At 70.6% G+C, this 19,433-nt stretch carries 14 protein-coding genes and 1 pseudogene; 12 read left to right on the top strand and 3 right to left on the bottom strand.

Annotation, left to right across the window (positions count from 1 at the left end; genetic code table 11):
- Positions 1 to 270 carry a pentapeptide repeat-containing protein gene (locus tag JAO81_RS44155; protein ID WP_374194405.1) on the top strand — a complete coding sequence of 90 codons (270 nt, stop codon included), beginning with the start codon at positions 1 to 3 and terminating at the stop codon, positions 268 to 270.
- Here the strand turns inward: JAO81_RS44155 and JAO81_RS38380 are convergent.
- Positions 209 to 3,760, bottom strand: a pseudogene (locus JAO81_RS38380) (amino acid adenylation domain-containing protein); the annotation flags it as partial. The gene JAO81_RS44155 and the pseudogene JAO81_RS38380 sit on opposite strands and share 62 nt — an antisense overlap.
- A 732-nt stretch (positions 3,761 to 4,492) precedes the next feature.
- Between JAO81_RS38380 and JAO81_RS38375 the strand changes: the two are divergent.
- The 10 genes from JAO81_RS38375 (at position 4,493) to JAO81_RS38330 (ending at position 16,212) form a co-directional block, all read left to right on the top strand.
- Complete coding sequence (locus tag JAO81_RS38375; protein WP_199552632.1) at positions 4,493 to 5,542, top strand: zinc-binding dehydrogenase; 1,050 nt, start codon at positions 4,493 to 4,495, stop codon at positions 5,540 to 5,542.
- A gap of 120 nt (positions 5,543 to 5,662) precedes the next feature.
- Positions 5,663 to 6,637, top strand: coding sequence for a radical SAM protein (locus JAO81_RS38370; protein ID WP_199552631.1), 975 nt, complete (start codon positions 5,663 to 5,665; stop codon positions 6,635 to 6,637).
- Between the two features lie 4 nt (positions 6,638 to 6,641).
- Positions 6,642 to 7,973, top strand: a complete 1,332-nt coding sequence (locus JAO81_RS38365) for a hypothetical protein (RefSeq protein WP_199552630.1) — start codon at positions 6,642 to 6,644, stop codon at positions 7,971 to 7,973.
- Between the two features lie 12 nt (positions 7,974 to 7,985).
- Positions 7,986 to 9,152 carry a DMT family transporter gene (locus tag JAO81_RS38360; RefSeq protein ID WP_199552629.1) on the top strand — a complete coding sequence of 389 codons (1,167 nt, stop codon included), beginning with the start codon at positions 7,986 to 7,988 and terminating at the stop codon, positions 9,150 to 9,152.
- Positions 9,149 to 9,301: a hypothetical protein gene (locus JAO81_RS38355; protein WP_165330018.1), complete on the top strand. Its 153-nt coding sequence runs from the start codon at positions 9,149 to 9,151 to the stop codon at positions 9,299 to 9,301. The genes JAO81_RS38360 and JAO81_RS38355 overlap by 4 nt, the downstream gene beginning before the upstream one ends.
- Positions 9,302 to 9,403: 102 nt before the next feature.
- Complete coding sequence (locus JAO81_RS38350; protein ID WP_199552628.1) at positions 9,404 to 11,734, top strand: radical SAM protein; 2,331 nt, start codon at positions 9,404 to 9,406, stop codon at positions 11,732 to 11,734.
- A gap of 15 nt (positions 11,735 to 11,749) precedes the next feature.
- Positions 11,750 to 13,021, top strand: coding sequence for a hypothetical protein (locus tag JAO81_RS38345; RefSeq protein ID WP_199552627.1), 1,272 nt, complete (start codon positions 11,750 to 11,752; stop codon positions 13,019 to 13,021).
- Entirely contained in the window at positions 13,018 to 14,313 is a 1,296-nt protein-coding gene (locus JAO81_RS38340; protein ID WP_199552626.1) for an MFS transporter, read from the top strand. Before JAO81_RS38345 ends, JAO81_RS38340 begins: the two co-directional genes overlap by 4 nt.
- A complete protein-coding gene (locus tag JAO81_RS38335; RefSeq protein WP_199552625.1) occupies positions 14,310 to 15,056 on the top strand; it encodes a hypothetical protein in 747 nt (248 codons plus the stop codon). The genes JAO81_RS38340 and JAO81_RS38335 overlap by 4 nt, the downstream gene beginning before the upstream one ends.
- 31 nt (positions 15,057 to 15,087) lie before the next feature.
- Positions 15,088 to 16,212, top strand: a complete 1,125-nt coding sequence (locus JAO81_RS38330) for a class I SAM-dependent methyltransferase (RefSeq protein WP_199552624.1) — start codon at positions 15,088 to 15,090, stop codon at positions 16,210 to 16,212.
- Between the two features lie 29 nt (positions 16,213 to 16,241).
- Here the strand turns inward: JAO81_RS38330 and JAO81_RS38325 are convergent, their stop codons facing one another.
- Positions 16,242 to 17,006 (bottom strand): MarR family transcriptional regulator, encoded by a 765-nt coding sequence (locus JAO81_RS38325; protein WP_199552623.1) that lies wholly within the window; start codon positions 17,004 to 17,006, stop codon positions 16,242 to 16,244.
- Positions 17,007 to 17,507: 501 nt separating this feature from the next.
- On the opposite strand from JAO81_RS38325, the gene JAO81_RS38320 reads away from it, so the two are divergent.
- A complete protein-coding gene (locus JAO81_RS38320; RefSeq protein WP_374194404.1) occupies positions 17,508 to 18,764 on the top strand; it encodes a PLP-dependent aminotransferase family protein in 1,257 nt (418 codons plus the stop codon).
- A gap of 30 nt (positions 18,765 to 18,794) precedes the next feature.
- Here the strand turns inward: JAO81_RS38320 and JAO81_RS38315 are convergent.
- Positions 18,795 to 19,433: thiamine pyrophosphate-dependent enzyme (locus JAO81_RS38315; protein WP_233416518.1), on the bottom strand; the 639-nt coding region annotated here is incomplete at its 5' end.

The raw sequence follows: 19,433 nt of genomic DNA, 5'->3' as shown, positions 1-19,433 counted from the left end.
GTGCGGTGTCGGCTCGTGCGGTGTCGGCTCGTGCGGTGTCGGCTCGTGCGGTGTCGGCTCGTGCGGTGTCGGCTCGTGCGGTGTCGGCTCGTGCGGTGTCGGCTCGTGCGGTGTCGGCTCGTGCGGTGTCGGCTCGTGCGGTGTCGCCGGTGGCCTGCTGCCAGGCGTCCACCAGGTCCGGGAGCAGGATCCGCCAGGAGACACCGTCTACGACCAGGTGGTGCAGCACGATCAGGAGCCGGTCGGACTGACCGTCCCCGGAGTCGGTGAACCGGACGAACTGGGCCATCACCCCTGCGTCCGGGTCCAGACGGTCGGCGGCCGCGTCGAGTTCACGCTGTACCTCCTGCGCCCGGTACGGGACCTCGCGCAGCACTTGGTCGGCCTTGACCGCGCCGTGCGGCTGCATCCGCAGCCCCGGATCGACCCGGTCCAGCTTCGCCCGCAACGCGTCATGCCGGTCGAGCACCGTCTGCAGCGTGGCCGCCAGCGTCGGACGGTCGATCCCGGCGGGCAGCGTCACCAGAGCGGACATGCAGAACCGGCCGATGCCACCGCCCAGTTGCAGCACATGTGCGGCGGTGGGCGGCAGCGGTGCCCAGCCCATACCACCGCCCGGCAGCTCGGCAAGGACGACCCGCTCCTCGTCGGCGCGCTCGGCCACCGACTCGGCCAGCCGTGCCACCGTGCGGTGCTCGAAGATCTCCCGCGTGGTCACGATCACCCCGCGGCTCTTGGCCCGGGCCACCACCTGGATGGAGCGGATACTGTCGCCGCCGCTGGTGAAGAAATCGTCGTCGACACCGATCTCACGGGCGCCCAGGACATCGGCGTACACCTCGGCGAGGACCCGCTCGGTGTCATTGCCCGGCGCCCGGTACGCACCGCCGGTGAACTCGGGTTCCGGCAGCGCGGCCCGGTCCAGCTTGCCGCTCGCCGTCAACGGCAGCCGGTCCAAGGTGATCAGCTGGGCGGGCACCATGTAGTCCGGCAGTCGCTTCGCCACGAACCGCCGAAGGTCAGAAGCCGATACCTGGGTACTGGTGTCCGCCACCACGGCGTAGCCCACCAGGCGTCCGCGGCCGGAGGGATCGGTCCGTACCGTCACCACCGACTGCTGGATCGCCGGATGCTGGGTGAGTACGGCCTCGATCTCGGTGGGCTCGACGCGGATGCCGTTGACCTTGACCTGGTTGTCCGCGCGGCCCTCGTAGACGAGTTGTCCGTCGGCGTCCCAGCGTGCGAGGTCGCCGGTGCGGTACATGCGCGTGCCGGGATCGCCGAACGGACTGGCCACGAAACGTTCCGCCGTGGCGCCGCCGTTCCCGTAATAGCCGCGGGCCACCGCGCCAGCCACGTACAGCTCGCCGACGACACCCGGGGGCACCGGCGCGAGCTCCGGGCCGAGCACGTACGCCCGCATGTTCGCCAGTGGTGTGCCCACCGGCACGGCTCCGGTGCCGGTCCAGGCGCTCGGTGCGCTGAACGTGGAGGCGTAGAAACTCTCGGTCTGTCCGTAGGCGTTCATGACCCGGGTGCCGGGAAGTTCCTTGTGCACCCTGCGCACGAGGTCCGACGAGAGCGCCTCGCCCGCGAACACCACTGTTTCGACGTCGAGTTGCGGCCCGGTGTCGGCGAGCTGGTCGAGGAGCGCGGTGAACACCGCCGGGACCGCGCTGATCGTGGTGCCTGTCCAGCTGTCCCGCTCGGCGAGTTCGAGGACGTCCCGCACGATCTCGACGGTGGCGCCCGAGGTCAGGGCGGTGAAGATCTCGAACACGGACACGTCGAAGTTCACCGACGTCGCCGCCAGCATCCGCGAGCCCGCCCGGACCCTGGTGCGGGTGGCCAGGTCCTTGATGCCGTTCACGATGCCGGCGTGGGTGAGGGCGACGCCCTTCGGCGTCCCGGTCGATCCGGACGTGAACATCACATACGCGAGGTGGGCGGGGTCGAGTCCTTCGGGTGCGCCCGTGACGGCCTGGCCGTCGGGGTCGAGGTCCAGCTGCAGGTCGTCCAGGTGCAGCACCGGTGGGCGGCAGCCCTGCACGGTCTGCGCCGTCGCCCGGCCGGTGAGGACGAGCGCCGGGGCCGCCGTGCTCAGCAGGAGATCCACTCGGGCGGCCGGGTAGCCGGGGTCGACCGGCAGATACGCGCCACCGGCCTTCAGTACACCGAGCAGGGCGACCGCGAGCTCGGCCGAGCGCGGCAGGGCGACCGCCACCAGGACATCCGGGCCGACTCCGTGCTCGCGCAGCACCCCCGCGAGCCGTCCCGCTCGCGCCTCCAACTCCCCGTACGAGAGCGAGGTCCGGCCGCAGACGACCGCTGCCGCCTCCGGGGTGCGGGCCGCCTGCGCCGCGATCAGCTCGGGCAGGGTCGCCGTGGCCACCGGCATCGACGTGTCATTGAGCCGGGCAAGACGTCGGTGCTCCTCGGCGCTGAGTACGTCGACGCGGCCGATCCGGGTCCCCGGGTCGGCGACCACTTGCGTGAGCACCCGCACGAACCGGTCGACGAGCGCCTCGGCGGTGGAGTGGTCGAACAGTTCCCTCGCGTACTCCAGGCGGCCGTACGCACGCCCCGACAGGTCGGGGACGATGTTGAAGAACAGGTCGAACTTCGCCGTGTCGGTGCCCAGCGGCAGCGGAGTCACCGTCAGCCCGGGCAGCTCGACGGGCGACCAGCCGAACTGCCACGCCAGCATCACCTGGAACAACGGGTTGTACGCCGTCGTCCGCTCAGGACTCAGCAGCTCCACCAGGTGCTCGAAGGGGATGTCCTGGTGGTCGTACGCGCCGAGCGCCCGCTCCCGTACCTGGTCCAGGAGCTCGTCGAACGTCGGGTTCCGCGCCAGGTCGACCCGCAGCACCCACGTGTTCGCGAAGAACCCGATGAGCTCTTCGAGTTGTTCGTCGCCGCGGCCCTCGATCGGGCTGCCGATCGTCAGATCGTTGCCGGCACCCAGATGGTGCAGCAGCACCGCGAGCACCGCCTGCGCCACCATCGGCGCCGTCGCACCATGACGCGCAGCCAACTCGCCGATACCGGCCAGCAATTCGGGTGCGAGCTCCAGATCGACATAACCGCCGTCATGACTCGCCGAGGTCGGCCGCGGCCGGTCAAGGGGCAGTTGCACCGGCTGTGGCACGCCCGCCAACTCCGCACGCCAGAAGGCCAGCTGCTCCGCCGCCACACTCTCCGGATCATCCGGATCACCGAGCATGTCGCGCTGCCACACCGCGTAATCCTTGTACTGCACAGGCAACGGGTCGTAAGCGGGAGCATCGCCCTCGCGGCGCGCGGCATACGCGGTGATCAGGTCGCTCAGGAACGGCGCCATCGACGCACCGTCGGCTGCCGTGTGATGGAACACGAACAGCACCACGTGCTCCTGCGGAGCGAGCCGGAACACGGAGGTCCGTATCGGCAGTTCCTCGGCGAGGTCGAAGCCCCGGCCCGCGGACTCGTTCAGTGACGCGTTCACCGCGTCCGGCTCGATGTCCGCCATGCCGAAGGGGACGTCCGCCTCGTCCGCGGGCACCACCTGCTGCTCGGGCGTGCCGTCCGCGCTCTCGACGAGCAGCGTGCGCAGGCTCTCGTGCCGGGTGACGACGTCCGTCACCGCCGCGGCCAGGGCGTCGATGTCCAGGTGCCCTTCGAGACGCAGCGCGAACGGAATGTTGTACGTCGCCGAGGGTCCCTCCAGACGGTCCAGGAACCACAGCCTGCGCTGGGCGAAGGACAACGGGATCCTCACGTCGCGACCGTCCCCGGCAGCCGCCTGGGCAGGACTGTGGTCCGGCGCAGGCACCGCACTCGCACTATCCGATCCCGTCACAGCGCTCGCTCCCCGGGTGAGTGTCTTGGGCGTTCGACCGGCCTGCCCCTGGAGCGGGGCCGGCCGCACCGTCCTCGCGTCTCACGAGGCCGGTGGTGGAGGGACGCCGGGCCGGGCGTGGGGACCGCGGCACCTTCGTAACGCCGACGCCTGTCCGGTCGGCAGGACGCCCGGCATCGGTGGCGGAACCGTAGGACCGGCGCTTCGGGCGCTACAAGGCGGCAGTTCGTCCGCTCTGCCCCGCGTTCTCCCCCGCTGTTCCGTGGGCGAGATGCTCTGGCCCTGGCCTCACTGCCCGTGCCAAGTTGGAAGGTTGACCAGCGTCTGGCAGGGGCGCGGGGACTGCACTTCACCGGCCCGCTGCGGGGGCTTTTCAGCCGCGCCTGCCGCGGCGCCCTCCGGCACGCGATGACGTTGGCCCGAGTGAGGCGGTCCGGAACGTGAACGTGGGTAACTCGCCTGCTCCCGCGGCGCATTCAGGTGTGGACTTGGCAAGGCCCGGCGTCGCCTCAGGCAAGAGTTGACCACTCTCACCTGCGCCTCCACCACCGGTCAAGCCTGCCGAGAATGCGCTTCGAGGACGGATTGCCAATCTTCAGGCAAGAAGTTGCCAAGCCGGAAGGCCTCCTTCCTCGACCTCCTGGAGCGATCATGGCCGCACAGGCCCTCATGAAAGTCGCCGCATTGGACGGGCCCGGTGCCAGCCGGATCATCGAGAAGCCGCTGCCGCTGATCGCGCAGGACTACGTCCTGGTGAAAGTGCTCGCCGCACCCATGTGCAACGAGCATCTGGCGTACGAGCACGGGGACTTCCGCGACCGCAACCGCTGGGACTCGCTGGGGCACGAGGCAGCCGGCGAGGTCGTCGAGGCCGGGGCCGGCAGTGCCTTCCGGCCCGGGGACCGGGTGGTCGTGCTCAGCGGATATCCCTGCGGGCGCTGTGCGCTGTGCACCTCGGGGCGCTACGCCCACTGCGAGGACACCGAGGATCCGCTGGCGGTGAGCGGCGGCGTATCGGGCGAGTGCGGCTTCGCCCAGTACATGATCAAGCGGGAGCACCTGCTGATCCCGATCCCCGAGGGGATGTCGTACGAGCATGCCGCGATGGCCTGTTGCGGGATGGGTGCGACGTATACGGCGATGGAGAACATGGAGGTCGCCGAGGGGCAGACGGTCCTGGTCACCGGGCTCGGACAAGTGGGCCTCGGCGCCGTGATCAACGGGCGGGCCCGGGGCGCGCGGATGATCTGCGCCGGACGCAGCCCCTACCGGCGGGAGCTGGCGCGGGACCTGGGCGCGGACCTGGTCGTGGACATCACCGCGCCCGACGCCCTGTCCGCGGTACGGGAGTTCGCCGGCGGCAAAGGTGTCGACCGCGCCATCGACTGTTCCGCGCAGGCTCCCTACCAGCGGTTCGGGCTCGACGCCGTGGGCCGCGGCGGACAGGTCACGTTCCTCGGGGAGTCGGGTGAGCTGGAGATCCACGTGGACCGGGACCTGATCCAGAAGGGCGTCACCCTCCACGGCAGCCTCGATCTGTATCTGCAGCACGCTCCCGGAATGCTCGACGTGATCGCCCGCAGCGGCGCGCTGATCGACCGCTTCATCACGCACACGTTCCCGCTCGACGACATCGAGCAGGCGTGGAAGACCCAGCTCACCAAGGAGTGCGGAAAGGTCGTCCTGCATCCGTGGCCCTGACGGGGCCGAAGCAGAAACGCCCATGTCCTGATGCGGACTCGAAGGCCGTTCGCCGAGCCTCTCGTCCCCCTTGCTTCGCCTCCCTCATCACTCCCCCGCAGCTCGAAAGGTGGGCCACCCATGTCCGAAAGCCTCGACGGTCCCGAGAACCACGACCCGAACCTGCCGCTCTACATCGGCACCCGCACCTTCCTGACCCGGCGCGACCTCGTGCTGTCCTTCTACACGACGAAGTGCCAGTTCCAGTGCACCTACTGCGCCCTGCCGACCCGCTCGGCGACCTTCGAGGTGACGGCCGAGCAGATCAACCGGCAGATCGACCATGTGTTCACCGAGAAGGCGGACCAGCTCGGCGGGTTCCGCCAGCTGTCCTTCGGCAACGAGGGATCCGCGCTCGACCCGCGCCGCTTCCACCGTGAGTCCGTGGACCATCTGCTGCACCGCGCAAGGGAGATGGAGAACCTCGAGATCCTGTCCATCGAGACACGTCCCGAGTACGTCAAGCGCGACTACCTGGAACACATCGCCAAGACCACCCACGCGCCCCGGCTGGATGTGACGGTCGGCTTCGAGACGCAGGACGACTTCATCCGGCAGAGGGTACTCAAGAAGAAGATCTCGCGCCGGGTCATGGAGGACCGGGTCGCGCTGCTCGGCTCCCTGGGCGTCAAGCTCACCAGTTACGTCCTCATCAAGCCGGCGCCGCGGATGTCCGACGAGCACGGGGTGCGCGAGGCCGTCGCCACGATGGAGTATCTGAAGGAGATCTGCGACCGGTACGGCACCGAGCTGACGATCTACCTCACGCCCACCTACATCGCCGAGGGCTCCTACCTGCAGCAGACGACCCAGCCGGGCGACTGGACCCCGCCGACCATTCAGTCGATCTTCGAGGTGGTGCTCGCCGGGCACGGCATGGGCCTGCCGGTCTACACGGGGCTGTGGAGCGAGGAACTCGCCGACGAGAGCACCGACTTCCGCGGCCGTGAAGGATACGACCCCGAGCTGCGCATGGCGATGGTGCGCTTCAACCGCGACCAGGACATCGCGCACCTGCTGCCGTACATGACCCGACCGCTGGCACTGGCGGGATAGGGCCATGCGCGCGTACCGCAATCTCCTCAAGCACCTGAGCGAGGACGCCCCCGGCACGCTCGGCCGGCTGCCCGCGGAGTTCATCACGGCGCAGGCGCGCCGGCTGGTGGACCAGGACGAGATCTACGTCCTGGAGCAGCTCCACAAGCATGTCCCCGTGATGGCCTCGCTGCCGCAGGACGTGGTGGCGCGGGCCACCGAGCGGGCCCTGGAACGTGGCGTGGTGGACGACTTCTGCTTCCTCGCCAAACATCTGCCGCCCGCTCGGCGGCCCGGAGCCGACCTCATCGGCCGAGCCTGCACCCGGCTCGCGCGGCGCGGCAACGCCGGGGGCATCGAACAGATCATCGCGGCGACCGGCGTACGCCCGGAACTCGACGAGGCGACGGCCCTGCGGGCGTACGACGTCCTGGTGGCGGCCGGACGGCTCGGCGCCGTCGACTATGTGCGTCAACTCACGCGCGTACCGGTCCGGTTCAGGCCGGACGCCGTGGCCACCGGAATGCGCACACTCCTGGCGAGCGGCCGGTACGGGGCGCTGCGCAAGCTGGCCACGCTCACGGACGTCGAGGTCCGGCTCGGCGAGGAGGAGGTCCGACGGGCCGTCGAGGAAGCCGTCGTCGACGGCACCCTGCCCGAGCTTGCCAGGGCTCTGGATTCCCTTCGTTCCCCGCCCCGTGTCGAGGGCTTCGCCGAGGTGTTCCAGCGGCTGGCCGCCGAGGACCGCCTGGCCGAACTGCCCGCTTTGTTCAAGGTGTTCGCGGACGCCGACTGGGACGTCCTGGACACCGGAATGTGGCGGCGGCTGATCTCCTCGGGACATGCGCCCGCCGTGCGCTTCGCCTATGAGCACTGCGTCGACACGGCCCTGCTTGCCCGGGAGTCCCGCACCGCCTACACGGTGGGAGTGTCGTCCGGTGACCGCGCCCTGGTACGCCTGGCGTGCGAGCGGGGCGGGGCGCGGCTGCGCGTCGAGGATGCCGGGAAACTGCTCGGTGACGCGCTGGAGAACGGGGACGCGGGCTGGTTCGACTTCGCCGCCGGCCGACTGCCCGCGCTGCCCGTGGTGGATGACGACCGGGCGCAGCTCTACCTGGCGCTGCAGGCGGTCCGCGCGCCGGGACGGGTGGACCGTGACGCGGACCTCCTGGGTGTGGACCGGGACGCCGAGACGGGTCAGTGGCTCCTCTCGCTCGCGGAGGGGCGCTGGCCGGGCGGGCCGTGCGCCGTGGAGCACCCGCTGACCGCGCCCTGTGCCGTGGGTCATCCGGGGATCGATGCCGTCACCGGTCGCTCGGTGGCGTCCCCGGTCCCCGACCTCGTCGTCGGGGCGTGAGCGACGATGCCCATGCCCGTCCCCCGCCTGCGCGGCAGCGCGCTCGCCGTGGTGGCCATGATCAGTGTGCAGACCGGTGCCGGAACCTCCAGCTGGCTCTTCGACCGATTCGGCGTCCCCGGCACTGCCTGGCTGCGGCTGACCTGGGCGGCGGCGGTGCTGTGGCTGATCGCCCGGCCCCGTATCCGCGGCCGTGACCGGCGCGAGCTGGGCACCGCGCTGCTGCTCGGCGCGGTCAGTGGACTGCTCACCCTGCTCTACTTCGAAGCGGTGGTCCGTATCCCGCTGGGCACCGCGACGGCGCTCGAGTTCCTCGGCCCGCTGGGGGTGGCCGTGGCCGGGTTGCGGCGCCGGATCGACGCACTGTGGCCGCTGGCCGCGGCAGTCGGGGTGCTCGCCCTGACGCGGCCGTGGAGCGGCGCGGTGGATCTGGCCGGGGTCGGGTTCGCGCTCGGCGCGGCCGCGGGCTGGGCCGGCTACATCCTGCTGACCAAGCGGGTGGGCGATCAGTTCACGGGCCTCGGTGGGCTGGCCGTCTCCATGGCGGCGGCGTCGGTGATGACGCTGCCGTTCGCCGATGTCGTCCGCGTCGCCGGGCAGATGGACCTGTCCTCGTTCGCCCTGTCGGGCCTGGCGGCGCTGCTGTTGCCGATCCTGCCGTATGCCGCCGGGATGGTCGCTCTGCGGGATCTGCCCACGGCTGTCTTCGGCACCCTGATGAGTCTGGAGCCTGCTGTCGGTGTCGTCGTCGGCTCCGCGGTGCTGTCGCAACAGCCCTCCTGGCCACAGGCGTTGGGAGTCGTCCTGGTCACCTTCGCCGGTATCGGCACGGTGCTGCGCACGCCTCGTGAGGCGACGCCGCAGGTGGGCGGCCCGGAAGCGGGGAGCGAGCGGCCGTCGAGTGCGGCTTCGGGCCACCGGTGCGGAGCGGAGGCGGGGGCCGGGGCTGAGGGCGGGGCTGAGGGCGGGGCTGAGGGCGGGGCGCGGGCTGCGGCGGGCGCCAGGTGCGGGCGGGGCGAGGGTTCTGGACGGGTTCTCAAGCGCCTCCTGAGTGAAGGTCCAGCGGCTCCTGTTTGGCTGTGCCCGTACAGGACGCCCGGGGAGTCGGGCGCGACCGTCGCACATGTCATCTCGTCGGGCACCATCCACCGAGCCACCGAGAATGGGAGATCCATATGAACCTCAACCACGAGGAATCCGCGCAGGAGCTGGACGCCGACAAGCTCGCCGCTCTCGCCGAGACGGACGAGTCGACCGCTGTCGAGCCGGTCACCCCGAAGCGCGCCAACAGCAAGTACGCGCTGCTGCAGGACGGCGCCGACAACTGATCTGTGTTCTTGGTCGGCCCCGCCGGCCCATGCACGTTCTGTCCGCACAGTAACGGCCACGCTCGACTCCCCATCCGGCAGCGGATCCTTACGAGGGCACACATGCATCAGCCCCGAATACTCCTCATCAACCCGCCCATCTGGAACGTCTACGCGCCGCACCTCGCCGTTCCCCTGCTGGCCGCGGTCATGCGCCGGCACGGCTGGCAGGTGTCGTCACTCGATCTGAGCATCGAGCAGACGGACTGGCTGCTTTCCTCCGAAGGCCTTGCGGAACTGCTTCCGAAGGCAGAGCGCCGGCTCGGCGAGCTTCCCGCACAGGAGCGCAGGGCGCACGAGGAGATTCTTGCGGTATTCGGTGACACCGTGCAGCGCATGGACGCTGCCAGGGCCGCACTCAAATCGCGTGACATTCTGGCCGCCCCGGACGCTTTCACGGAGGCGGCCACCGTTGTACGCAACGGGCTCTCCTGTGTTTCGGCGTCGTTCCCCGGCTTGAAGTTCGACCTCCGGGGAAACTTCTCGTGCTTTTCCCACCGGCGTTCCGACTCCGTTCTGGAGGCGGCCGGTTCGGCCGATCGCAATGTGTACGGCTGGGCGCTGGAGCGCCGTCCGATCCCGGGACTCGACGATGCCGACCTCGCCGTGGTCGGCATCTCGGTCTCCGCCGACACACAGCTGATCGCGGCACTCACCACGGCCCGTCACATCAAGCTCCGCAGACCCGACGTCCATGTGGTCATGGGGGGCAATCTCACGACCCGCATGGTGAGCCGCTGGACGGAGGAGCACCCCTTCTTCGCCTATGTGGACTCCTTCGTCTCCTACGAGGGCGAGGACGCGCTGCCCGCGCTGTGCGACCGGATCACCGGCGCCGACGACCGGACCATCCCCGGGCTCTTGGAGCGCGACGGCCGCGGCGGGCTGCTGCGGAACCCGGCGGCCATGGTCGACGTGTCCGATCTGCCCACCCCCGACTTCGACGGGCTGCCGCTCGACCGGTACTTCGCGCCCGGCCCCGTCCTGCCTCTTCAGGCTTCCCGCAGTTGCGCCTGGGACTGCGCCTTCTGCTCGATCCCCTTCGCCAGTAACAAGTTCCGTATCCGCCGGCCCGAGCAGGTGGTGCACGACATGGCCATGCTCGCGGCCAAGCACGGCTCCGACAGCTTCATGTTCGTGGACGAGATCATGACGCTGACCTCGTTGCGCGGGGTGTCGCGCGAGCTGAACGACGGCGGGCACGACCTCTTCTGGTACGGGGAGACCCGGTTCAGCAAGGGGCTCGACGACGAACTGGCCTCCGCGCTGCGCCGCTCCGGCTGCCGTCGCCTCGACCTCGGCCTCGAGTCGTACAACCAGCGCGTCCTCGACCTGATGCGCAAGGGCACCAAGGTCGCGGACATCGAGCCGTCGCTGCAGGCCCTGCTGGGCAACAAGGTTCCGGTGCACCTCTTTTGCATGACGGGCTTTCCCGGTGAGACCCGCGAAGAGGCCCTGCGCACCCAGGAGTTCGCCGACCAGGCGCTGCAGCGGTCGGTGGAGGAGTTCGACGTCCCGTATTCGACCGCCGCCAACGGCCCCTTCATCCTGGACGTGCTCTCCCCCGTCGGGGAGCGTCCCGACCTCTTCGGGGTCGAACTGATTCCGCCCGGCGAGGGCGAGGACCTGGCGTTCGATCTCGACTACACGGTGACCGAAGGACTGACTCAGCAGGACGCCGCCGAGCTGACCTCCGGTGGTCCGGGCGGCAGCGCGGGAGCCGCGTTCCACCGCGGCACCTGGATCGGGGACGCCGAGGAGTGGTCGTTCCTGTGGGCGCTGGCCGAGTCGGAGCTGCCCTCGCGGCGGCTCACCGCGCCCGCCGCCCCGCGCCTGCTGATGGACACCACCGGTGTGGTGCGCCTGGCGCCCGGCGTGCAGGGCAGGGTGTCGGCCGACGGCAAGGGGCTCCTGCTGCATGTGCCGTCGTGCGACGCCCTCCTCGATGTGCCGTCGCAGTGGAGTCCGCTGCTCGACGGCCGGGCACACGGCGCGGCCGAGCTGTGGCGTGACTTCGAGTCACCGCGCACCGCCGCGGCCACACTGGCGCGGCTCGCCGCGCACGGGGCCGTGACGTTCGAGGCAGGCGACTTCGGCGAGCAGGAGCACACGTCGTGGTACGCCGCCCAGCCCCACGACGTGCTGGACGCCCGACCCGACGGCAGTTGTCTGCTCGTATCCGCGGAGACCGGGCAGCGCGTCAGGGTCTCCGCGGCGGGCCGGCTGCTGTGGCTGCTCACAGCCGACGGCGTGAGCGAAGCCGAACTGGCGGACCGGTCGCGCCTACCCGCCGCGCAGCGGCGTCTGCTGCTGGAGAACCTGGCAGGACACCGGGTGATCGCAGCGGCCTCCCTGGCCCCAGGGCTTCTCGAACTGCCGCACGTCGCGGCCTGACCACAGGAGTTCGCCGTGTCCCACCAGGTCTCCGCGACAGAGGCAGAACTGGACGGGTTCTGGAAGGAGTTCGCCTCCCGCACCTGGGAGCGGCAGCCGCTGTCGCTGACCTCCTCCCCCGTCCAACTGGAGCTCGGTGACGAGGAGTTGATGCGGGCGCTGACCACGGCGGCCGATCCGGCCGCCCGGCCGAAGGGTTCGGGCCTGCCCCGGATCCTGGTGAGCGTGGACGGGCGTACCCAGCCGATCGACACACGGCCCTTCCTTCCGCTGCCCGAGGACCGCACTTTGGACGGCTACCTCGCCAGGGTGGACCGGCGCATGCGGGATCACGACTGGAGCGTCGCCGTCTCCGGGCTGCACGCGGTCGACGCCGAACTGTGGGACCGGGCCAAACGGCTGGCCGACGACGTGTACCGGTACACGGGGAGCCCGATCGCGGGGCGTGTCGACATCGACACCTTCATCGGCCGCTACGCCTCCACCAACGTGGGGGTGCACGTGGACCACGCCGGCAACTTCGGCTTCACGCTGCGCGGCCGCAAGACTCTGCTGACCTGGCCGCCGGAGCGTGCCGAGCAGGTTCCCCAGCACACCGCGGACTACGGCTCGGCCCGTGAACTGGCCGACGTTCTGGTGGGTGTGCCGGGGGCACTGACGTACTTCCCCTCCGCGCAGCTGCATGTGGGCGAAGCCCCTGACGGTGTGGCGGTCAGCGTCAACATCGCGTTCTTCACCCGCAGCGATCCGGCCGCCCTTGTCGTGGAGGCGGTCGGGGAGCTGCTCGCACGGGCCGAGGGCCACGAGGCGGGCACCGGCGCGCCGGCGACGGACGACTCCGCGCGGGCCGTGGCGGACCGTCTTCCGGCTGCGGCCCGAGCCGCTCTGGCAACGCTGTCAGGGCTGTCATCGGACGCGATCGCGGATGTCGTGTGGGAGCGCCACATGTGTGCCGTGACGTCTGCGGGCCTGGGGGTCGGCCGGCCGGCGGGCCCGCTCGCCGCCGTGCCGCGCCGGGCCACGGTCCGCAAGCACGCCGATGTCCAGGTGCGCCAGCGTCTGCTCGCAGACGGCCGCCGCGCCGTCGCGACCCAGGGGCACACGCTGAAGGTGACCGACCATCCTCAGGTGGCGGACGCCGTGGCCACGCTCGGCGACGGCGGTGCCCTCGCACTCGCCGACTGGGAGAGCGCCGCGGATCCCGCGGCCGTGCCTCTCCTGCATGCCGTGCTGCTCAGGCTGGCGTCATGGCGTGCCATCGGCATCGAGGCGGAGCCGATCCCGTGACCGCACCCGTACGGCGGAGCCGGGCCGCGGTGCTCCTGGTGATCGTCGCCTTGCTGGTGAGCACCGTGGGTGACGAGGTCGCGCTGGTGGCGCTGGCGTTGCGCGGCGCCGACGAGACCGGTCTGACCTCGGTGGTGTCGGCTCAGATGCTCGCCGGTCTCGTGCCCGGCATCGCTCTGGGTGGCGTCATCGGACGTGTCTGCGACCGCTGGCGACTGGACGTCGTGCTCGGGATCACGCTGGCCCTGGAGTGCGTAACGGCGCTGGCGGCCGCGGCGTTCGCGAACACTCCGGCGCTGCTGATCGGCATGATGCTGGTGCTCGGTGTGCTGGGGGCCGTCGCTCAGACCTGTGTGATGGCGCTCGTGCCCCTGCTGTTCCCGGGCTCCGACGCGCAGCTGCGGGTGAACAGCCTCATGGAGTCGGTACGCAACGCGGGATACATCGTAGGACCGCTGCTGGTGAGCCTGTTGACCGCGCACGGTGGCACCGGCCTCGCGCTGGTGGTCGACGCGGGCACCTTCGCGTCCGCCCTGCGGGCCGCCCGGGAGAGCGGCGGCGGGCTGGCGGTGCCCGCCCGCGCGGGCGGTCCCCGCGCCTCGGGTGTGGAGGGGACCGGCACCAAGGAAGCCGGGCCCCCGCCCCGTGGCGGGCTGCGGCTGGGGCTCTCCCTGCTGTGGGCGGGGACGGCACGCCGGATGATGCTCACCACGATCATGATCACTATCGCGGGGACCTCGGTCGCCAATGTCCTGCTGCCGTTCTTCACCCGGGATGTCTCCGGCGGTCCGGCCTTCTACGGAACGCTGCTGGCCACCTGGAGTGTCGGGCTGGTGGTCGGACCGCTTCTGCTGCGCACCGGACTCCGCCGGTGCCGTACCGCGACGATCGCTGTCGCGGCAGCCGCGCTGATCGGCCTGGCCCATGCGGTGGTGGGCGCCTTCCCCGTCGTGCCGGTCATGCTGACGGCCTTCCTGTGCGGCGGCATGGCCAACGCCGTGCAGAACGTCGCGCTGCGCACTCATGTGATGGCCGACTGCCCGCCGGACGTGCGGGGGCGGGTGGGCGCCGCGTACGGGGCTACGCTGCAGACCGCGGTGGCGGCCGGGTTCGCTCTGGCCGGGTTCGCACCGGCGGGCTGGGCCCGCTGGGGCATCCTCGTCGGCGGGACGATCGGTCTCCTGGCCGGGCTGGCCGGATGGCTGCACACCCGGGTGTCGACCTCAGGCGCGGCTTCCGTTCGGGCGGTGTCCGTGCCCGCGGGGGCATCGGCGTCGGGAGAACCGCGATGACGGGCGGCGAGCAGCAAAAGGCGACATCCGGGGGCGGTATCGCTCTCGACCCGGTCATCCCGCGGTTCTGCGCCCAGACGGGCGCCACTTTGCCGCTCGCCTGGGAGTTCGCCTGGTCACCCCCGTACGACGAGGCCGTGGTGCATCTGACCCCGCCACCGGACCCCCGGGTGTTCGACCGTGCGGTGTGGCCCCGGCTGCTGCTGTCCGACACCCGGCTGAGTCTGCGTTCCACGGCCCGACTGCGGCACACGCCCGTGCCGTTCCTGGCCGAAGGGGGGCCGGTCGCGGTGCTGTTCTCCACGGATCCCGCCGTCTTCGTCGAGGTGCCCGGGCAGGTCGGTGACACCTTGGCGCGCGGCTGCACGGTGGCCGAGATACGCCGCGTGTGGCGGCAGGACCCGGCGAGTGTCGATCACCACCTGGTGGGCATGGTGCGCTACGGCCTGCTGCACGGCGGCCCGTCGCCCGAGGACCTCGAACAGGCACAGGACGCCGGTTCACTGGTCCAGGAGGCATGGGTGGAGGCGGTGGAGCAGAAGGACGGTGGCCACGTCCTCGCCCACACGCCGACAGGCAACTTCGTCAGGACCGGCGCGGGCGCCTTCCAGCTGTGGCAGGCGGCCGGACATGAGGACGGGCTCGTTCGCGACCGTCTGCCGGCGCAACTGCGGCGGTTGGCCGACCAGTTGCTGTCGGCCGGTGCGCTGCGGGCCGTCGGTCGACCGGAGGCTGCGGCCTGACGGGCCCGGCCGCGCTGAGAGGGGAGCAATAGTGCAAGATCCGGCCAACGAGGCGCTCAGCGCCCTGACCAGCCCCGGAATGGGAACGGAGAACGCCGGTCCTGTACTGCGGGCGCTGGCCAGGATGTTGCGCCCCCGCACCACGGTCGAGGTGGGGGCGGGCTCCTCAACGCTCCATCTGCTGCTCGGGTTGCGCGATGCCCGCGCGGAGGCCGTCGCGGACCGTGACCCCGCCCGCGGGGAAGCGGCGCATCCCGAACGGGTCTCCGCCCTGCATCCGTACGCGGCGCCCGGCGCCTCCGCGCCGCGGCTCCTAGTCGTCGACGACATCTCCGTGCCCGGTACGTCCGCGCACCGGGTGGACGACGCGGCCGGCTCGCTCGGCCTCGCCGACATGCTCACTTTCATCGAGCGTGACTTCTTCGACCTGTCGAACCAGGAGCTCGCCGCCTGGGGGCCGCTGGACCTGGTGTGGCTCGATGCCGGTACGCAGGCGGACGACTGCGGGTTCCTCGCCGCGCTGTGGCCCCGGGTGGCGCCGGGCGGCATGGTCGTCCTGCACGAGCCGTATCTGGCGACGACGGCGCGGACCCGCTCCGGCCGGTCTGCCTGCCGTGTCGTCCCCACTCCGCTGCTGCAGGAGCTGCGCCGCCAAAACGCGGTGCCGGACGGGGACTTCGACGTGCTGGCGTTGAGCGAACCCCATAAGCACCGACAGACCGGATTGCTGCTGCTGCGCAAGCGCGCGGGGTGGGAGCGCGACCGGAAGGTGCCCTTCGGCGAGGAGTTGATGGCCCTCGGGGAGACTCCCCCGCGCGAGGTGGTGCAACTGGGCGCGGCGCCCGCATCTGCGCCGGGCACGGACACCCAGGGCGCGGAGCGGATGAGCGCGGAGCGGTTGGGCGTGGGGCGGATGGGCGTGGAGCGGATGGGCGCGGCCCTTGCGGACGATGGCCGGCTCGCCGTCTACAGCGCGGTCGTCCTCGGGGCCGGCACCGTCGGCGAGGTCGAGGAGCGCCTCGGGACACCGGACATCCGGTGCGCCGACGCCCTCGCCGTGCTGGAGGAGGCTGGGCTGGTCACGTACGAGGACGGCCGCTGGTCTGTCGCCGACGGCGCTTGGCGGGACGTGGCGCCGGTGGGCGACCGGTCATAGGTGCCCTCGCCGGCCGGCCCGCACAATGGTCAGGTGCCCCGCGCCGCCGGTGTCCGTCCCGGCGTCGGCGGCGGGCTGCCGGCCGGGGGTGCGTGGAGGAGTTCGCGTCCCTGCTCCGCGGCGCGGATGATGCTTTCGGAGATGAAGTCGACGAAGCGGGCGACGTTCTCCAGACGAGCGGCAGCCGGGGTTCCGGGCCCGAAGACGGCCACTCCCTGACGCGCGGTCTCGGCCAAGCGGGCGGTGGAGTGGGCCCCGGCCACCGTGGACTGGTACATGACGTCGTTGTCGACGGTGTAGCGCTCGCGGCGGCGTTCACCGCGCTCACGTCGGACGAGCCCTTGACTCTCGAGGAACGCGATCGCCCTGGAGACGGAGGATCGACCGACCTCGAGACGCCTGACGAGTTCGGCGGCACTGAGGCCTCCCTCGTCGGAGGTGTAAAGACAGACGAGCACGCGGGCCGTCATCCTGGGCAGGCCCGACGCCATGAAGACCGTGGCGAACACCTCCTCGTACGCGCGCACCGCGCCCGCATCACGCCCGTGCGGCAGTGGCGCCGGCGTCGCCCCATCCCTCGACACTGCCTGCCTTCGACGGCGGGCGCGCTGCTCGGTCGCCCAGTGGGCGAGGTCGGCGCGGTAGGCGGCGGCGCCGCCGTTGCGCATGACCTCACGGGTGACGGTCGAGGTCGGGCGGCCGAGGCGGCGGCCGATCTCGGCGAAGGCGATGCCGTCAGCCAGCCCCTGCGCGATCTGCTCGCGTTCCTGCCCGGTCAGCCTGCCTCCCGGCATCACGGACTCCTTCGGCGGACTGTGGGGTTCTAGGCGCCCTGCAACCTAACTGCCGCACAATCTCATTGCAACAGATGAGGGCAATACCGTCACTCAACTCCGCATGCAAAGCATAGAGTTGGCTGGATTCAGTCGACACCGAGGCGACGAGCGCAACGTAGCTTTTCCGCTGGATGAAACGCAGTGGACTTGGGGACGCAGGACGGAGTTCACCATCGGGGCGGCGCGAAACCCCCGGTCCGTCGATGCTCCGTCCCATCTCGAGCATTTCTCGTTCGCCGTCGGCCATCGTGGCTCGTACACCGACGTTCCCATCCTCAGCCAGGACCCGGCCTGCAATGTGCTGGAGAGCCATGTCCCACGCCCCGATCGTGCAGCTCGTGCGGCGCCGCTCGCGGCATCGGCTACTCCTCCTGCGCCATGGGCTGCGGCGCTTCGCGCCGTCCGCCTCCAGCGACCGAAGCGACTGAAGCGACTGAAGGAGTACTCGTGCCCCTCGCGGTGACCGGTTCCCCCACTCTCGACCTCCGTCCCCCGGTCTCTCCCGCACCGCCGGGATGGGATCCCTATCTGGACCGGTACGCCGTACGCGCCGCGGGTCTGACAAGTTCTGAAATCCGGTCGCTGTTCACCGTCGTCAGCAGACCGGAGGTGGTGTCCCTGGCGGGCGGTCTGCCGGACCTCACCGGCCTGCCGCTCGACGCGCTGGCCGCCGAGGCCGCTCGGCTCATCGCGCAGGACGGACTGAGCGCGCTGCAGTACACATCGGCGCACGGCCTGCCGAAGCTGCGCGGACAGATCTGTGACGTGATGAAGCTGGAGGGCATCACGGCTCATCCTGACGACGTCGTCGTGAGCGTCGGCTCGCAAATGGGTCTCGACCTGGTCACCCGGCTGTTCTGCGACCCTGGCGACGTGGTGGTGGCCGAAGGGCCGTCGTATGTCGGCGCCTTGGGGTGCTTTGCCACGTACCAGGCGCAGGTCGCGCACGTGGCCATGGACGAGCACGGCTTGGTGCCGGAGAGCCTGCGCACGACGCTGCGGCGGGCACAGGCGGCCGGGCGCCGCGTCAAATTCCTGTACACGATCCCGAACTTCCACAATCCGTCCGGGGTGACGCTCGCCGTCGAACGGCGGGCCGAGATCGTGGACATCTGCCGGGCGTACGGGGTGCTCGTCGTCGAGGACAATCCCTACGGCCTGCTCGGCTTCGACGGCCAGACCTATCCGGCGCTGCGTTCTCTCGACCAGGACAACGTCATCTACCTGGGGTCGTTCTCGAAGACGTTCGCCCCCGGTCTGCGGGTCGGCTGGGTCCTGTCGCCCGCCGCGATACGGGAGAAGCTGACGCTGGCCATGGAGTCGGCCATTCTGTGTCCGCCCACTCTGAACCAGCTGATCGTCTCCCGATATCTGTCCTCGCATGACTGGCAAGGCCAAGTCGATGTGTTCCGGGAGAACTACCGCAGGCGCCGCGACGCGATGCTGGCCGCCTTGGAGGAGTGCCTGCCGCCCGGCTGCACGTGGACCGAGCCGGACGGCGGCTTCTTCGTGTGGGTGACAGTGCCGGAGGGCGTGGACACCAAGGCGCTGCTCCCCCGCGCGCTGGACGCGCAGGTGGCGTACGCATCCGGGAGCGGCTTCTTCACGGACGGGTCGGGCGGCCGCCAGATGCGGCTCTCGTTCTGCTACCCGACCCCGGAACGCATCCATGAGGGCGTACGACGGGTCGCCGCCGTCCTGAAGGCCGCGCTCTGACCCGTCGCGTCGCTCGCCGCGCGCCGCCCCTCAGCCGGCGACGGTCCAGGAGTCCTTTCCCGTGAGCAGTACGGCAAGGTCACCCTTGCCGTTCTGCTCGATGGCCGCGTCCAGTTGGTCGGACATGAGGGTGTCGTAGACCGGGCGGTCGGTGGAGCGGAAGACGCCGATGGGGGTGTGGTGCAGGGTGTCCGGGTCGGCCAGGCGTGAGAGTGCGAACGCGGTGGTGGGGGACGCGGAGTGCGCGTCGTGCACCAGGATCTGCGACTGGTTGGCCTCGGTGACGTCGACGACTTTGAGGTCACCGGTCAGCGAGTCCCGTACGACACCCTTGGCGCCGTCCACGCCGAAGCGGATCGGCTGGCCGTGTTCCAGGCGGATGACCGCCTCCTCGGCCTGCTGCTTGTCCTTCAACACCTCGAAGGCGCCGTCGTTGAAGATGTTGCAGTTCTGGTAGATCTCCACCAGTGCGGTGCCCGGGTGGGCGGCCGCTTCCCGCAGCACGGAGGTGAGGTGCTTGCGGTCGGAGTCCACCGTGCGTGCCACAAAGCTGGCCTCGGCGCCGATCGCCAGGGACACCGGGTTGAAGGGCGCGTCCAGCGACCCCATCGGTGTCGATTTGGTGATTTTGCCGACCTCGGAGGTGGGTGAGTACTGGCCCTTGGTGAG

Origin of the sequence: Streptomyces sp. N35 (assembly GCF_016464295.1) — a bacterium.
Taxonomy (GTDB): domain Bacteria; phylum Actinomycetota; class Actinomycetes; order Streptomycetales; family Streptomycetaceae; genus Streptomyces.
This window is presented reverse-complemented; position numbering and strand designations above follow the sequence as displayed.

Bases quoted from the DNA above. Each gene is read 5' to 3' on its own strand.
- JAO81_RS38375 (WP_199552632.1), top strand. From the start codon at position 4,493: ATGGCCGCACAGGCCCTCATGAAAGTCGCCGCATTGGACGGGCCCGGT.
- JAO81_RS38370 (WP_199552631.1), top strand. From the start codon at position 5,663: ATGTCCGAAAGCCTCGACGGTCCCGAGAACCACGACCCGAACCTGCCG.
- JAO81_RS38365 (WP_199552630.1), top strand. From the start codon at position 6,642: ATGCGCGCGTACCGCAATCTCCTCAAGCACCTGAGCGAGGACGCCCCC.
- JAO81_RS38360 (WP_199552629.1), top strand. From the start codon at position 7,986: ATGCCCGTCCCCCGCCTGCGCGGCAGCGCGCTCGCCGTGGTGGCCATG.
- JAO81_RS38355 (WP_165330018.1), top strand. From the start codon at position 9,149: ATGAACCTCAACCACGAGGAATCCGCGCAGGAGCTGGACGCCGACAAG.
- JAO81_RS38335 (WP_199552625.1), top strand. From the start codon at position 14,310: ATGACGGGCGGCGAGCAGCAAAAGGCGACATCCGGGGGCGGTATCGCT.
- JAO81_RS38325 (WP_199552623.1), bottom strand. From the start codon at position 17,006: ATGCCGGGAGGCAGGCTGACCGGGCAGGAACGCGAGCAGATCGCGCAG.
- JAO81_RS38350 (WP_199552628.1), top strand. From the start codon at position 9,404: ATGCATCAGCCCCGAATACTCCTCATCAACCCGCCCATCTGGAACGTC.